This is a genomic window from Gammaproteobacteria bacterium (genome assembly GCA_016765075.1).
In the GTDB taxonomy this organism is placed as follows: Bacteria; Pseudomonadota; Gammaproteobacteria.
Genome location: JAESQP010000118.1, coordinates 1 through 14,542, shown reverse-complemented (window position 1 = coordinate 14,542; position 14,542 = coordinate 1). Strand labels below are relative to the sequence as shown.

General features: G+C 45.2%; 14 protein-coding genes. 6 read left to right on the top strand and 8 right to left on the bottom strand.

The window, feature by feature from the left end; translation table 11 throughout:
* The 3 genes from JKY90_07175 to JKY90_07165 form a co-directional block, all read left to right on the top strand.
* The coding region (locus JKY90_07175) for an NAD(P)H-dependent oxidoreductase (protein ID MBL4852046.1) at positions 1–165 on the top strand (165 nt) is incomplete at its 5' end.
* A gap of 91 nt (positions 166–256) precedes the next feature.
* Complete coding sequence (locus JKY90_07170) at positions 257–910, top strand: CDP-alcohol phosphatidyltransferase family protein (protein MBL4852045.1); 654 nt, start codon at positions 257–259, stop codon at positions 908–910.
* 53 nt (positions 911–963) lie between these two features.
* Complete coding sequence (locus JKY90_07165) at positions 964–1,428, top strand: adenylyltransferase/cytidyltransferase family protein (GenBank protein ID MBL4852044.1); 465 nt, start codon at positions 964–966, stop codon at positions 1,426–1,428.
* 187 nt (positions 1,429–1,615) lie between these two features.
* Here JKY90_07165 and JKY90_07160 read toward each other — a convergent pair whose 3' ends face one another.
* On the bottom strand, positions 1,616–3,805 hold the full coding sequence (locus JKY90_07160; protein MBL4852043.1) for an ATP-dependent RecD-like DNA helicase: 2,190 nt from the start codon (positions 3,803–3,805) through the stop codon (positions 1,616–1,618).
* A 245-nt stretch (positions 3,806–4,050) separates the two neighbouring features.
* Here JKY90_07160 and purE point away from each other — a divergent pair, with 245 nt between their 5' ends.
* Positions 4,051–4,542 (top strand): 5-(carboxyamino)imidazole ribonucleotide mutase, encoded by a 492-nt coding sequence (purE, locus tag JKY90_07155; GenBank protein ID MBL4852042.1) that lies wholly within the window; start codon positions 4,051–4,053, stop codon positions 4,540–4,542.
* On the top strand, positions 4,542–5,612 hold the full coding sequence (gene purK, locus JKY90_07150; protein MBL4852041.1) for a 5-(carboxyamino)imidazole ribonucleotide synthase: 1,071 nt from the start codon (positions 4,542–4,544) through the stop codon (positions 5,610–5,612). Before purE ends, purK begins: the two co-directional genes overlap by 1 nt.
* Before the next feature lie 43 nt (positions 5,613–5,655).
* Here the strand turns inward: purK and JKY90_07145 are convergent, their stop codons facing one another.
* The 4 genes from JKY90_07145 to JKY90_07130 all read right to left on the bottom strand — a co-directional run bounded on the left by JKY90_07145 (position 5,656) and on the right by JKY90_07130 (position 9,394).
* Positions 5,656–6,123 carry a transcriptional repressor gene (locus tag JKY90_07145; GenBank protein MBL4852040.1) on the bottom strand — a complete coding sequence of 156 codons (468 nt, stop codon included), beginning with the start codon at positions 6,121–6,123 and terminating at the stop codon, positions 5,656–5,658.
* A gap of 126 nt (positions 6,124–6,249) precedes the next feature.
* On the bottom strand, positions 6,250–7,377 hold the full coding sequence (locus JKY90_07140) for a 3-deoxy-7-phosphoheptulonate synthase (GenBank protein MBL4852039.1): 1,128 nt from the start codon (positions 7,375–7,377) through the stop codon (positions 6,250–6,252).
* Positions 7,378–7,685: 308 nt separating this feature from the next.
* Positions 7,686–7,949, bottom strand: coding sequence for a hypothetical protein (locus tag JKY90_07135; GenBank protein ID MBL4852038.1), 264 nt, complete (start codon positions 7,947–7,949; stop codon positions 7,686–7,688).
* 377 nt (positions 7,950–8,326) lie between these two features.
* Positions 8,327–9,394, bottom strand: coding sequence for a GGDEF domain-containing protein (locus JKY90_07130; protein MBL4852037.1), 1,068 nt, complete (start codon positions 9,392–9,394; stop codon positions 8,327–8,329).
* 291 nt (positions 9,395–9,685) lie between these two features.
* Between JKY90_07130 and JKY90_07125 the strand changes: the two genes are divergently transcribed.
* Positions 9,686–11,434 (top strand): type II/IV secretion system protein, encoded by a 1,749-nt coding sequence (locus tag JKY90_07125; GenBank protein ID MBL4852036.1) that lies wholly within the window; start codon positions 9,686–9,688, stop codon positions 11,432–11,434.
* Positions 11,435–11,473: 39 nt separating this feature from the next.
* Here JKY90_07125 and JKY90_07120 read toward each other — a convergent pair whose 3' ends face one another.
* From JKY90_07120 to hpnC, 3 genes are read right to left on the bottom strand one after another with little or no spacing between them, the layout of a single operon-like run.
* Positions 11,474–12,805: an FAD-dependent oxidoreductase gene (locus tag JKY90_07120; GenBank protein ID MBL4852035.1), complete on the bottom strand. Its 1,332-nt coding sequence runs from the start codon at positions 12,803–12,805 to the stop codon at positions 11,474–11,476.
* Positions 12,805–13,680 carry a presqualene diphosphate synthase HpnD gene (hpnD, locus tag JKY90_07115; GenBank protein MBL4852034.1) on the bottom strand — a complete coding sequence of 292 codons (876 nt, stop codon included), beginning with the start codon at positions 13,678–13,680 and terminating at the stop codon, positions 12,805–12,807. The genes JKY90_07120 and hpnD overlap by 1 nt, the downstream gene beginning before the upstream one ends.
* A gap of 31 nt (positions 13,681–13,711) precedes the next feature.
* Positions 13,712–14,518, bottom strand: a complete 807-nt coding sequence (hpnC, locus tag JKY90_07110) for a squalene synthase HpnC (protein ID MBL4852033.1) — start codon at positions 14,516–14,518, stop codon at positions 13,712–13,714.
* Between the last annotated feature and the right edge of the window lie 24 nt (positions 14,519–14,542).

Below are 14,542 nucleotides of genomic sequence, written 5' to 3'. Positions count from 1 at the left end.
GAAGGTATTGATATTGATTTAGTGAACGAGGAATTTAAAAATGAGCTTGACGGCTATCGATGCGATGTCGCTTTGGCTATTGGCTATCATCATCCTGAAGATGACTTTAACTCAAAGCTTCCCAAGTCACGGCATCGCTTAGAAAATATTTTATTACGCATATAAATACACAGTTGCGAATATAAGCAGAATTTGTGGGCATTTAATTATGCCGACAAATTTATCACAATGTTAAATTTATTACCTTAGGAGTACTATGGCCACAGATAATGTTTCGCCTCGGACGTTTCAGCCGACTATTCTTTCTTTTGTAAAAGACCTGCCAAATTTGTGTTCACTTGCAGGGTTGGCCTGTACTCTCTTAGCTATTTACTACAGTATTTTGGGTGTTTATGCGGCAGCAATGATTGGCATGATCTGGGCTGTTGCTTTTGACTGGGCGGATGGTCTTGTCGCAAGAAAAATGAAAGGGCGCACTGGCGATGACCGAGATTTTGGTGGGCAACTTGATGTTTTAATTGATATTGTTAGTTATGGTGTTACGCCGGCTATACTTCTGTTGAGCTATGGAAAATTTGAGCCACTATTTTTAGTTGGCGCTTTTTTAATGCTTTCTGCCAGTGCAATACGGTTGAGTTATTTTAGTACATTTGGTCTTGCGGGTGGCACGAAATATACTGGGTTAGCTCTCGATAACAATAATATAATACTTGTTTTTATTTTTTTATTAGAAGATTTTTTTAGTGGAGGGATTTTTACTGTTATTCTGTATGTGAGTGGTGTTGGTCTTGCTGCTTTGAATGTGTCACAAATAAAAACGCCAAAACTTTCTGGGAACCCGGTTAATGTTTATATCCTTGCTATTTATACTCTTGGAATAACAGTAATTTATGGCTGGAAACTCCTTTAGAGAATAATGAGATAGTATAAAATAATTACTAAAATGAGGGTGTAAATAACATAATGGTTGTATATACAGTTGGTACTTTTGATTTATTACATGTGGGGCATCTTGCCTTGCTGGAGTACTGTAAGACACTAGGTGACACTGTAGCAGTTGGTGTTGCTTCAGATGAAGTAGTCATGTTGTATAAGCCGTATACCCCTGTTATTCCTCTCGATCAACGAATTGAAATGCTTAAAGCCTTACGTTGTGTCGATATTGTTATGCCATATCATGAACTTGACTACTTAACAGTATGCAAGGCAGTAAAAGCGGATATTTTTGTTATTGGTGAAGATTGGGGAAAGAAACCTCATAATCGAGGTGTCGAGGATTATATGAAAGGGCAAGGAAAAGAGGTTGTTCAAATTCAATATAACCCCAGAACATCATCCACTAAAATAAAGAAAAATATTTTAGAACAATCCCATACAGGCAAGTCTATAGTAGAAAATAAAGTGGCAATACTCAAAATCAATAATTAAACATAACAAGAAAAATTCAGTCCGATCCACTACCCTTTGCTTTTTAAAGCTATTGGTGGTGCCAAGCTTAGAAACTTCGATAGCTCTCTGGAAGGATAACGGTTGGTTGATTTGCCACGTTACGTGTGTGGGCTCAGCCTGAGAGGCGAATAAATTTGTCGCTGGCTCAATATTCCCGAAGAACAATTTACCGCTGCAGTCGGTATTCAAGTGCTGTGATACGGTGATCTCCACGGGTGCTGTGGATTGCGGTTTTTAGTGCTTTTTCTTGTCCGATTAAAACGACTAGCTGTTTGCCACGTGTTATCGCGGTGTAGATGAGCCGTTTGTTTAACAAAATATAATGTTCTTTAGTGATGGGTATGACGACGGCTTTGTATTCACTGCCTTGTGATTTGTGGATGGTGAGTGCATACGACAGCATGAGTTGGCTGGCCTCATTGAAATTGTATTCGATTTCATTGCCTTCCATTAATGCGATGAGTAGTTTCTTTTTTTTGTCGAGCGCGACAATGATACCGATATCACCATTGAAGACGAATTTTTCATAGTTATTGGATATTTGCACAACGCGATCACCGACGGATAGGTGGGCGTCACCTTGCTTTAAATAATTAGGGTTGTTGCTATCAAGGTAGGGGTTTAGTTGGTTTTGTAGCCGTTTGTTTAACTCATTGATGCCCAATGCACCTTTACGCATGGGCGAGAGCACTTGAATGTCATTGAGTGGGTCTAAACCATAGCGTTGTGGTAGTTCTTCGCAGACGAGTTGTTGCAGGCGCTGTGGAATGTGGTTGGCATTGTTTTCAATAATAAAATGAAAGTCTTCGTTGTCGCTATTATTAGATACGGGCATTAACGAGCGATTGATACGGTGTGCGTTAGTGATAATGCTACTATTTTGGGCTTGGCGATGAATCTCTGTTAGCCGCACGACGGGAATGACACCTGAGTTAATAATATCCATGAGTACTTTGCCGGCACCGATGCTTGGCAATTGGTCGGCATCACCGACAAAAAATACGACGGCATCGTCGGGTATGGCTTTCAGTAAGGCGTTTGCTAGTTCGATGTCGACCATCGATATTTCATCACATAGAATTAAGTCGGCATCAATAGGGTTGTGTTCATCATGACTAAAGCCCATTCCTGGCATGCCTTTTAACAAGCGGTGTATGGTGGTGGCTTTACGTCCTGTTGCTGCGGAAAGTCGGCGTGCGGCACGTCCGGTGGGCGCGCATAAGATAATATCTCCGACATGTTTTGCTAGTAGGGCGAGAACGGTTTTTGCCAGAGTGGTTTTACCACTACCAGGACCACCCGTCAGTACGCAGACTTTGTGACTGGCCATATCGATGGCGGCGTGTCTTTGTGATGGCGATAACTCTACCTCAAGTTTTGCTTCGATTTGCTGTAAGGATTTTTCGATGTTAAAAGGTTTCCAGGGAAGCTTAGCTTTGGCTAATCGCAGTAATTTTTCAGCAATTTCGATTTCAGCATTGTGTAATTCAGGAAGATAAATTAGTCGCTGGTGATCGATGGTATCTAGTCGTAGTTGCTTACTGTTTATGGCTTGTATTAAACCGGCGGTAACCAGGCTGCCATCCAATTTCAAGAGTTTTACTGCGTCGCCAATAAGTTTTGGTTCGGGGATAGCACAGTGACCCCAGGTACTTTGAGTTTGTAAAACGTGATGTAAGCCAGCAATGATGCGTTTGGGATCGTCTGCTGCTATATCTAAACTACGCGCTGTGACATCGGCAAGTTGAAAGCCAATACCTTTGAAATCTTGAGCAAGACGATAGGGGTTGTCATTAATGATGGCTGCGGCTTTGTTGCCATAACGACGTTGAATGTGTGCGGCACGTTGTGGACCCATACCATGGGACTGCAAGAAGATCATAATGTCGCGAACGTCTTTTTGTTTGGCCCAGCTAGCTGCGATTTTTTTGCGCCGTACTGTGCCAATACCACTAATATTTTCCAGTCTTTCAGGTTCGTGTTCGAGAATTTTTGGCAGTTGATCACCAAAGGTCTCGATGAGTTTTTTTGCAGAGGACTTACTGACACCTTCGATGGCGCCACTATTTAGATAGTGTGCTAAGGCTTCAGTTGAATTGGGTTGCGAGGGAATAATAGTCGATGCTGCAAATTGGCGACCAAATTTTGGGTGAGTTTGCCACACACCTTCACATTCCACGTCTTGCCCTGTGTTGATGCCGTGGCCAGTGCCAACGACTTTGTGTATTTGGCCTGCTTTATCTTTAACGAAAAGCACGCACCAGCCACTTTGTTCCGAGCTAAAGCCGACACTGTTGATTGTGCCACTTAGGCGCTGTGTTTGTTTGTTGTTGGGAGGGTCAAATAAGTCGGTCATAGGGTTATTTTCAGGGTAAGTTGATTTACTGGCTATTGTACGTAAAACGCGCAAGTCAAAACCATATGAAAAAAAGATGACAGCTAAAAGAAAACCGCTAAATATAGGTGATTTTTTCTTAAAAAAATCATTCTATAGGGTAAAATACCCTACTTTCCAGCAGCAAAACCAATTTTTTAATTTTGATAGTTCAATGGCTAGCCGGTTTCTTGGTCGATTTCTGGGCAGCTGTTACGGAGCTAATTATGCAAGCAAAAGTCGCGATTATTATGGGATCCAAGAGTGACTGGCCAACGATGCAAGCTGCTGCCGAAGCGCTTGATCAATTGTCAGTACCCTATCACGTAGAAGTGGTGTCTGCCCATCGCACGCCGGATCGTTTAATGGCGTTTGCATCGGCTGCGGTTGCTACGGGTTTTGAAGTGATTATTGCTGGTGCAGGGGGCGCTGCACATCTGCCGGGTATGATTGCGTCCAAGACACGTCTACCGGTGTTGGGCGTGCCAGTACAAAGCAAGGCACTCAGCGGTATGGACAGTTTATTATCGATTGTACAAATGCCTAAGGGTGTCGCGGTAGGTACGTTGGCGATTGGTATTAGCGGTGCGTATAACGCGGGTTTGCTGGCATGTCAGATGCTAGCTAATAACGATGCGAGTCTTGCCAAGCGTTTGGATGAGTTTCGTGTCATGCAGACAGAAAAAATACTGGAACAGCCAGATCCCAGAGATTATTAATGCGTAGGTTGTGGGTGCTGGGTAATGGCCAGCTTGGTGCCATGCTTAAGTATGCAGGTGAATCGCTTGATGTCGATGTGATACCGCTAGCGATTGATAACGATGAGCCGCTTTCTCTAGCAGCGAATGATGTGGTCACTGCCGAGCGTGAGCATTGGCCTGACACTACAGTCACTAAACAACTATTTCAATACCCTAATTTTAAAAACCGTAGGGCGTTTATTGAAATAGCTGATCGTCTTAGCGAGAAAGCATTATTTGATCGCCTTGATTTGGCGACTGCGCCATGGTGTTCACTGGATGAGCAAACGAGTGAGAGTGACTTGTTCGCCAGGCTGGGTAGCAAGGTGGTACTTAAACGTCGTTCAGGTGGTTACGATGGCAAAGGTCAGCAGTGGTTGCGTGAATCAAGTCACGATACGATTGCTCAAGATTGGCGTGGACAGGCGATTGTTGAACAAGCAATTTCCTTTGATGAAGAAGTGTCGTTAGTGGGTGCGCGCAGTGCTTCAGGTGAGCTCGTTTTTTATCCTTTAACACTAAACTTACATCAAGACGGTATTCTCTTGGCTTCGATTGCGCCACTTGCTCGATTGCAACAATATCAGTCTCAGGCCGAGGCGATGTTAACCAAATTAATGAACGAGTTTGATTATATTGGCGTGTTAGCAATGGAGTGTTTTCGCGTTGGTGATCAGCTCATGATCAATGAGGTGGCGCCACGGGTACATAATAGTGGTCACTGGACAATGACAGGGGCGACAATCAGTCAGTTTGAGTTACATGTTAGTGCCGTGATGGGGTTGCCGGTTTTTCAACCTAAGGTTAATGACGTGTCGGTGATGATTAACCTCTTGGGTTTAGCGTGGGACCCACGCTGGACATCAGCACCTAATGCAACGGTATATTGGTATGACAAAGAGGTGTTGCCAGGAAGGAAGCTTGGGCATATTAATTTGAATGTTGCTAATGTCGCTCAGCTCGATGATTCTTTAGCCGTGCTCAAAGGTTTGTTAAGCGAACGTTACAATAAAATGTTTGCTTGGCTAAGGCAGCACACACTGACTTAAATTGAGGTGTCGCTGATGCTTGCCCAGGCGGGTCAAAGGTTCCTTAAGTGCTGGCTCGGCACTGCTGACATGTCCCATGTAGTTCCAAGCTGCGATCATTAAGAGCAAACCCATATTGTTTGGCACTTTCTTGCATGGCGCCAAGTTGTTCGGGTTTTAGTGTGGTTTCTGCAACAGAGCCACAGGCATCGCATAACAAAAATTGAGTGGGTTGATGCGCATGCGAACACTGAATATGGTCGCAGGCGATATACGTATTATTGGCTTCGATACGGTGAATAAGATTGGCATCGATAAAAAATTCCAATGCGCGGTAAATAGTGGGTGGTTGTGCATTAGGTAAATAATCTTTTTTCAATAAATCTAATAATTGATAGGCAGTTGCCGGGGTGTTGACAGATAAGATAACGGAGAGAATTTGTCGCCGCTGTTGTGTTAGACGTTTTCCTTGATGTTGACAGTGATTAGTTGCGGCCTGTAATGCACTGTCAATTTCTGTTTTGCTACGCATAGAATAATTTATAAGGTTTGTTCTGATTTAGAGAGAATTTGGTCTATTCATGAATAGATTAGAGGTTCCTAAGAGTGAAATGGGAATCAAATATCTTTGCTTTCCATTTCCATTTCCATTTCCATTTTAATGGCCTGTTTGTTTGAGAAACTGTTGGTTTAACTTTACGCGATCCAGATATGCTTGGCGTGCTATGGCGATATCTTCGAGAAAATAAGGCAGTTCACTTAATAACAATGCCTGTGGGCCATCAACCAATGCCTTTTCAGGTGCCGGGTGAAAATCGACTAACACCATGTTGGCGCCGGCAACAATACCTTGCGCGGTGACATGAAAAACATCAAGAATGTTATCAGCACTAGCGATTCGAGTACCGACAGAGTGCGAACAATCAATACAGACGGGCATGCGTGTTAAACGTTTTACTACAGGGACATGGGCAAAGTCGACAAAATTTCGATGTGGGTCGCCAAGGTGTGTTTTCATCCCGCGCAGGCAAAAGACAATGCGACTATTGCCTTCACTGGCTAGATACTCTGCGGCATTGAGTGATTCTTCCAGGGTGATGCCAAAGCCACGTTTGAGTAGAACAGGGTATTCATTTTGTCGACCAACACTTTTTAATAGCTCAAAGTTTTGCGTATTGCGCGTACCGATTTGTAGTATCACACCAGTTGGGTTGCCGGTTTGTTTTAATGCCTGATGGATCTCTTCAACATGTGATTCATGGGTGATTTCCATGGCGATTACTTTAATACCGTATTTCCCCGCCAGTTCAAAAACGTAAGGCAAGCAGCTTGCGCCATGACCTTGAAAGGCGTAAGGGCTGGTGCGAGGTTTGTAGGCACCCATACGTGTGCAGGTTTGGCCATTCTCCTGCAGTGCACGCATCATGGTTTCGACATGCTCTGGTGTATCGACAGCGCACAGCCCGGCAAAGACATTCAGTGTGTCTTGACCGAAGGTGATACCGTTATAGGTAAAGTTGGCGCTGCGCAGATCATCCGTATGGCGACCCAATACGCGATATTCAGCAGAAATGCGGATGGCACGTTCGACACCTGGGAGCTGAGTAATGATATCGAGTGGTAGAGGTTTTGTATCGCCGATTAAATAAATCTCGGTGAGTGATTGTTGTTGGCCTTTCACTTCGTGGGTGCGGGCCTGAACGCCAGGATAGCTATTGAGATGGTCAACAATGGCACGGTAGCGCGCATCGTCCTGACTAAGGTTGGGTTCGAGAATAACAATCATGCGTCTTTATCTTCTCGTTATGTCGCCTAAAGCGCTTACTGTTGGGTGCTCGATATTGTGACACAGTTGGGAGGATAAAGGGTGTCGCCTTTTTGTTAAGTGAGTAGCCAGGTGCGCACATACTTTACTGAGTATTTGAGGCGATTGTTGTGCCTTATTTTATGTCATTGGTTACGCTAATATGGCTAGACTGGTGTAGCAGCTTTTGGTAGTGAAGATATTAATATGAGTATCGCTAATACCTTTGTAAAGGCTAAGGAGTCGAAGCTGCTCAGGGCAGAGATTAGCGTAAAAGTGTATTTTTGTTGCTAACTGGTGATGACACTATGGATTACACGTCGATGCTCGAAGTATACGGTAAAACCGTTGTACTGCCAGCGGGTGATTGGGGGGTTGCCGATACTGGGTAGCGTCGCTTGGGCGTGGCCAAATTTATTTTCGACTTGCTCCATAGTTGTGCCGGTATTAGGCACGGTGATATCGGCGCGTTGACGGTAGACTCCTTCGTCGGCCAATGCGGTGCCAGTGCTCATAGTGAGCCAGATAACACTAAAAAGAACAATAATATTCATTGGTGATTTACAGTAAGTCATGGCAAGCCTTGTTTGGTTTATTCATCATAGTCTGTATTAGCGGTCATTTTTTAGTGATTTTGAGCTAGGGAGCCTCTGATTTATTCATGAACTGGACTCTTATGTCTGAACCCTGTCATATAAAGGGCAGCTTCTACGTTGCACCCCAAGGGCACTTCCTGCGGGGCGTAAATCTTGGTACCTCAAGAGCACTTCCTCAGGAATGCTACCGCATTCCCTCAGGGTCTGTCCCCCGTGCCAAGCACGGGGTAGGCTCCGCGAAAGCGTGCAATACCCCACTATTGCCTGCGGTTTGCGCCTTGAATCTGCCCTTTATATTACAGGGTTCAGCCACAATCTACTTCGTCCAGAATAAATCAGAGGCTCCCTGGAATATGACGACTATCTCGCAATTTAGTGCGTCGCTTTGGCGTGTCAGCTTTTTTTGGGAGTTTGCTTGTGGTCAGGTCTGCCTGAGATAATTCAGGGGAAGATGTATCATTTGTGTACATTTCAGTCCGGTTTCGGCCTTGACGTTTGGCTTGATAGAGCGCGGCATCCGCTTTGGCAAAGAGGCTTTTGCTATCGTCAAAGCGTTCGAAACTAGCAATACCTAAGCTAGCACTAATATGGATGTTGCCACTGTCATGCGGAATAAGTTTCGCTGTGATAGTTTCACGTACACGTTCCGCAAGTAAATACGCACCATGGCTTTCTGTGCTGCTTAAGATAACAACAAATTCGTCACCACCATAGCGGAACACGATATCGCAACGCCGAATGGCGCTTTGCAGGGCATTGGCGATTTCGACAATAACCTTGTCGCCCGTTAAATGCCCGTAGTTATCGTTAATTTTTTTGAAGTGGTCGATATCCAGAGCAATTAGGGACAGGTTTGATCTATTACGTTTGGCCAGCTCAGTTTCACGCGCTAAGGTTGCTTCCATGGCGCGTCGATTATTGAGATTAGTCAGTGGGTCTCTTAACGCGGCAGCCAAGGCTTCTTGGTATAATAAGGCATTATTTAAGGGGTTGACCAAGGTGCAAAGGAGGTTTTCAAGTAGCAAAACTTCGGTTTTGGTGAAGCGTTTGCGCCGAGATAGAGTGATTTCTCCTAGTGTTTTGCCATGTAAGGCTAGTTGATAGTGGCAACGATGGCGACCGAGAATGCCGTGGGCAAGTTTTAGACTGCTGTCATCGTGACAGTATGCCAATGCACTGGCACCAAATAGATCGATCAACCCATCATAAAATGCTTGTATCACTAAATGAATATCAAGGCTGGTTTGTAGCGCACCTGATATCCGGAAAAGTGCGGCAAGCGACTTGTCTTCAGCCTTGCTTGGTTGACCGAGCCGTTGGTTGAAAAGTGTCTTGTCAGCGGTAGCCTGCTGCATGGCAGCGTGTCCTTGGTGTATATTGCCTATTGAATGTTGTAATGGCATGAGTGTCCTTGACTCCAAAAAGTATCGCACAAAATATTATGCGAAACCCATGCCATATTTTTCCACAGAGACTGTATGTGTCTATATAGGTGTATCGCTAAGTATATGGATTCACGCATCATTTTATTTCGCCAATAAATTGACGCAGCTTAGGTTCATATACATTTTGTTATTTTAATAAGCTAACGTTCTATCAAGCTAGCTGAAGCTGCAATGATTGCCTGAGATCAACGTTAAGCCACGCACTGGATAGAGTGTATGTGGTGACATTACGTACATTGGAACCCTTAAATGCTGATGATGACGGAACACGTGGTTAGGAATGTTAATGACCTGGCTCAGGTTATTGGCAACAAGCCGTCTAATCAGGCTGCCTACCTTGGCGAAGTGTTAGTCAAGTTGGGCCATATTGCTGAAAAACAGCTTGAAACGGCGTTGGCGCAACAAGTTAAGGAACATGGCAAGCATATTGGCCGTATTTTGGTTGAAATGGGTATGGCGACGCCTGAACAGATTAATGCTGCCTTGGCGCATAAACTTGGTATTCCGCTGATCAAGCTCGAGGGTTACGAGGTGCCACGTGATACCCGGCTCAATGTGCCCACCGACCTCGCTATGCAGTACAACATCTTTCCGCTCGGATACGTTGATGGCAAGTTAATCGTTGCGATGGAGAATCCTCTCGATCAGCAGGGCATTGATGCTCTGCGTTTCAGCATCAACCAGCGTGTCGAGACGGTGATGGTATCACCGGAAGATATGGCTTTGGCTCTGAGCAAGTTCTACAGTGAGCACGAGGAAGTCGAGGCTATTGAAGAAATGGCACTGGATCCGGTTGAAGATACGACAGCCAATGAGGCCATTCATGTCATAGAGCAACAAGCTAAGAAAAAACCGATTGTGCGTTTGCTTAATGCCATTGTATTGCAGGCGGTGACGCGCGGTGCCTCGGATATTAATATTCGTCCCGAACGAAATCGGGTCAATGTCTATTATCGTATCGATGGCAAGATGCAATTTTCGCGAACCTTGCATCCGTCTTTGTTGCCAGCATTGGTGAGCCGTATAAAAATCATTGGTCAAATGAACATTGCCGAGCGGCGTGTATCACAAGATGGTCATGCGCGTTTAGTGCGTGGCAAAAAGGTCGTCGATTTGCGCATCTCAATTATTCCTACGGTGCGCGGTGAGAGCGTGGTGATTCGTATCCTCGATAAAGATGTCGGCCTTAAGTCTTTGTCCAAGCTGGGTCTGCAAGCGAGTGAGCTGGCTGCTGTGCGAGTCATGTTACACCGTCCACATGGTTTGTTTCTGGTAACTGGCCCGACGGGTTCGGGTAAATCGACCACTCTATATGCTTTGCTGAGTGAGGTGGCGCAACGTAACCCACATATTCTTACGGTTGAAGACCCGGTTGAATATGACATTGATGGTGTTGAGCAAGTGCAAGTGGCCAATGTTAAGGGCAACACGTTTGCTACTGTCTTACGTCATTTCTTGCGCCATGACCCGGATGTCATTATGGTCGGTGAGATACGTGATGCTGAAACGGCAGAGATAGCGACCAAGGCATCGTTGACCGGGCATTTGGTGTTTAGCACCTTGCATACTAACGATGCACCGAGTGCGGCGACACGGCTTATTGATATGGGTGTGGAGCCTTATCTGCTGGGGTCAACCTTGTTGGGTGTCATGGCGCAACGCTTGATACGCGTCAACTGCCCAAAATGCCTGGTAGAAGAAGAGATTGATCCCACCGTCAGACAACTAATGAAATTGTCACCTGAGGAAAAATTCTATCATGGTCAGGGTTGCCCTGCTTGTGGTCATACGGGCTTTAAAGGGCGCACGACAGTATGTGAGTTAATGGTGGTGACGCCTGAGATAGCGGCCCTGATCAGTGAAAGCCGGCCCTATAAAGAAATTTGTCAGATGGCGATGAAGCAGGGCATGCGTCGTTTGGGTGATAATGTCATTAAGCTGGCGCGTATGAAGCGCACCTCTATTGACGAGGCCATGACAATTCGAGCTGAGTCTTAACAGTCGATTGCAACTATTTGTATTTTATAGAATTTTAAGTTATTTTATGTCTTGCAATATTTTTTTAGCACAAGCCACGCCGCTACGTACAGCACCCTCCAGTGTGGATGGATATCCCGTATCAGTGTGATCACCGGCCAGCCATAGATTAGGCAGTGCCGTTTTATTGTTTGGCCGATATTCATTGACCCCTGTCTCACAGAGAAATGTTGCCCGTTTTTCGCGCACGACTGACACGTGCAGTGGCTTGGGCCAATGCGGAAACAGAGTGGTTATTTCCGCAACGGCTTTTTGTGCCAATGCCTCTTTGCTTAATTCCATGTGTGATCCTGGCCCACTGATGATGCCAGCAATGATGCCAGCTTGATCACTGCTGCTGCGATCTACCAGCCATTGCAGTTGGCCACCGCTAATGCCCAGCATATCCTGATTCAGGCTAATATTTTTTGCGTAGCGTAGATAAACAGTAGTGATCGGAGACGTTTTAAAACGCCTAAGCTGTTTCTGCAAAGGTATCAGTGCGGAAATATTTTTTATTAAACGAAGACATTGTTTTGGTGGCACGGCCAAGACGACATGCTGCGCTTTAATAGAGCACTTGTTTGTGTGTACGATAAAATCAGTCCCGGTAGTTTGTCCAGTGGTTGACTCAACAGTCTCGACACGCTGTCCAGTCATCAATGTGGTGCCATTTTTATCAAGATAATGTTGGGCGGGTTGGGGGAATAATAGGCCAATATTATGCCGCGCAAAAAGGAAATCAGAATAGTCACGTTGCAGTGTAAAACTGTCTTTTAATACCCGCAGGAATACCTCGCTTGAGGCGATATCAATGGGTGTATTGAGCATAGCAAGGCATAATGGTTGCCAGAATTGCTGGATGATTTTTTCAGTTTGGCCGTTTTGTGCTAGCCATGCTAATAGACTTTTATCTTGGTCGATAGAGAAATTACAGCGATTCAAAATAAGACATAGTTTTATGATTGCTGTTTTTTCTTTGATGCTAAACCCTTTAGCACTGAGTAGACCTAACAGGAAATTCAACGGTGCGGCAATACGGGGCAGTGATAAGCGAAACCCGGGAAGCCTATGAGTACGACACTGTAACAGTGTCGGCTGACGATCAAATAAGTCAGACTCTTGCTGTCCCATTAATTTCAGTAGCCGCAGTGTTTCGCTGTAAGCACCAATCAATAAATGCTGGCCGTTATCAATTTCCATATCATCGATAGTGATGGTACGGCCACGACCACCTAATTGTTGATTGCTCTCGATCAGCGTGACCGGTATTTTATACTGGCTTAACTCAATGGCTGTACTTAGCCCGGCCCAGCCACCGCCGACAATAACGACAGGTGCTGCTATGCTCATTATTTATTTTTTAAAAGGCGCTGCCTTTTTTTCTCTGTCTTACGTTCTTTACGCGCCGTCTGCCAGGCGATCGAGAGTTTTCGTAATGGTGTGAGGGACGTGCGGTGGCTGAGTACACGAAAGCCATCACTTTCGACTTCATGCAATGTGGTTTTGTATATAGCAGACATGATTAAACCACAGCGTTGTGTGTAACGGTCTTCATCGGGCAGGGCGCTATGAGCCTTGTCATAATAATCAGCAGCACGCTTTGCTTGAGCCGCGAATAAAGTCTGCATATTATCCGTGTAGTGGTGTGCCAGAATATCATTGGCCAAGACACCATGTTGTTCAATCTCATCAAGCGGGATATAAATCCTGCCACGATCGGCATCCTCACGCACATCACGTAATATGTTGGTTAGCTGAAAGGCAAAGCCTAAATCGCGCGCGTAGTCGAGAGTCTTGTGGTTTTGATAGCCAAATATTTCGGCAGACAGCAGGCCAACGACTCCTGCAACACGATGACAATACAGGCCAAGCTCTTTAAAGCTGGGATAGGCTTCATAATCGAGGTCCATTTGCATACCGTCGATGATTTCCTGAAAATATTCTTCGGCGAGATCGAAGTGTTGCAATGAGTCTAGCAACGCCTTACTGATGGGGTGGCGCGGTTGCTGGCTAAAAAGCCGTGATATTTCTTCGCGCCACCATTGTAATTTAGTGCGCGCGATGCTTTCTTCAGTACATTCGTCAACGATATCATCGACCTCGCGACAAAATGCATAGAGTGCGGTCATTGCTTGCTTTTGTTTGGGGTCGAGAAACAAAAAGCTGTAAGAGAAACTCGAGCCGCTAGCAGCCGTTTTTTCCTGGCAGTATTTATCAGGGTCCATAAAGTGATTCGGTTTATGTGATGTTAACAGCTTACGTGAAGATAGCGCGGCTTGCTATGACTAACCAATCATACCAGCGTAGCCGAGGTTGGCTGAAAATATCGTTGCGTTGTCGTAGTGCTTTGATCACTTGCAGGCCAGCAGATACAGTGACCCTGATCTCAAGACCTAAACGGCCAGGCAGTGCTCGGCCCAGAGGCTTGCCTGTAATCAGCATACTATGGGCTCTATCGATTTGGTGATTAACCAGTTGTGTCAATTGTTGAGAATTTTGGCCTTGGGCGATGTCTGATTCGCTGACCGAAAAATCTCGCAGATCATCCTGTGGAATATAAAGTCGCTGTTTATTTTGATAATCAATATTGATATCTTGTAAAAAATTGATTAATTGCAAAGCGCTGCAAATGGCATCGGAATAGAGCAGGTTTTGGTTGCTGGCGTGACCGCTTAATTGCAGCATCATGCGACCCACCGGGTTGGCCGAATAGCGACAATATTGCAGTAGCTGTATCGCTGTTTGGTAACGTTTGGTGGTCACATCAGAGCGAAATGCAATGAGTAAGTCTTGTAGCGATTGTACGAGTAAGGGATCATTTTTAATGACATCGGCAAGCGCGATAAACACCGGGTCTTCATTTGGTCTTTCGTCGGCTGCATTTAATAAAAACTGCTCATAATCATTTAACTGTGATAGGCGCGTTTCTGCTGAAGCATCACCTTCGTCGGCAAAATCATCTGCTGTACGCGCAAAGGCGTAGATGACACTGACCGGTTTTCGCAAAGCCTTAGGCAGTAGGCGCGAGGCAACGGGGAAATTTTCATAATGTTCGTACGCCATTTTCTGGCAAAAGGCGTAAGCTTG

What these genes read in the sequence shown, in the direction of transcription:
- JKY90_07130 (MBL4852037.1), bottom strand. Translation starts at nt 9,394, where the DNA reads ATGCCATTACAACATTCAATAGGCAATATACACCAAGGACACGCTGCC.
- JKY90_07125 (MBL4852036.1), top strand. Translation starts at nt 9,686, where the DNA reads ATGCTGATGATGACGGAACACGTGGTTAGGAATGTTAATGACCTGGCT.
- JKY90_07160 (MBL4852043.1), bottom strand. Translation starts at nt 3,805, where the DNA reads ATGACCGACTTATTTGACCCTCCCAACAACAAACAAACACAGCGCCTA.
- JKY90_07145 (MBL4852040.1), bottom strand. Translation starts at nt 6,123, where the DNA reads ATGCGTAGCAAAACAGAAATTGACAGTGCATTACAGGCCGCAACTAAT.
- JKY90_07120 (MBL4852035.1), bottom strand. Translation starts at nt 12,805, where the DNA reads ATGAGCATAGCAGCACCTGTCGTTATTGTCGGCGGTGGCTGGGCCGGG.
- hpnD (MBL4852034.1), bottom strand. Translation starts at nt 13,680, where the DNA reads ATGGACCCTGATAAATACTGCCAGGAAAAAACGGCTGCTAGCGGCTCG.
- JKY90_07135 (MBL4852038.1), bottom strand. Translation starts at nt 7,949, where the DNA reads ATGAATATTATTGTTCTTTTTAGTGTTATCTGGCTCACTATGAGCACT.
- purK (MBL4852041.1), top strand. Translation starts at nt 4,542, where the DNA reads ATGCGTAGGTTGTGGGTGCTGGGTAATGGCCAGCTTGGTGCCATGCTT.
- JKY90_07140 (MBL4852039.1), bottom strand. Translation starts at nt 7,377, where the DNA reads ATGATTGTTATTCTCGAACCCAACCTTAGTCAGGACGATGCGCGCTAC.
- hpnC (MBL4852033.1), bottom strand. Translation starts at nt 14,518, where the DNA reads ATGGCGTACGAACATTATGAAAATTTCCCCGTTGCCTCGCGCCTACTG.
- JKY90_07165 (MBL4852044.1), top strand. Translation starts at nt 964, where the DNA reads ATGGTTGTATATACAGTTGGTACTTTTGATTTATTACATGTGGGGCAT.
- JKY90_07170 (MBL4852045.1), top strand. Translation starts at nt 257, where the DNA reads ATGGCCACAGATAATGTTTCGCCTCGGACGTTTCAGCCGACTATTCTT.
- purE (MBL4852042.1), top strand. Translation starts at nt 4,051, where the DNA reads ATGCAAGCAAAAGTCGCGATTATTATGGGATCCAAGAGTGACTGGCCA.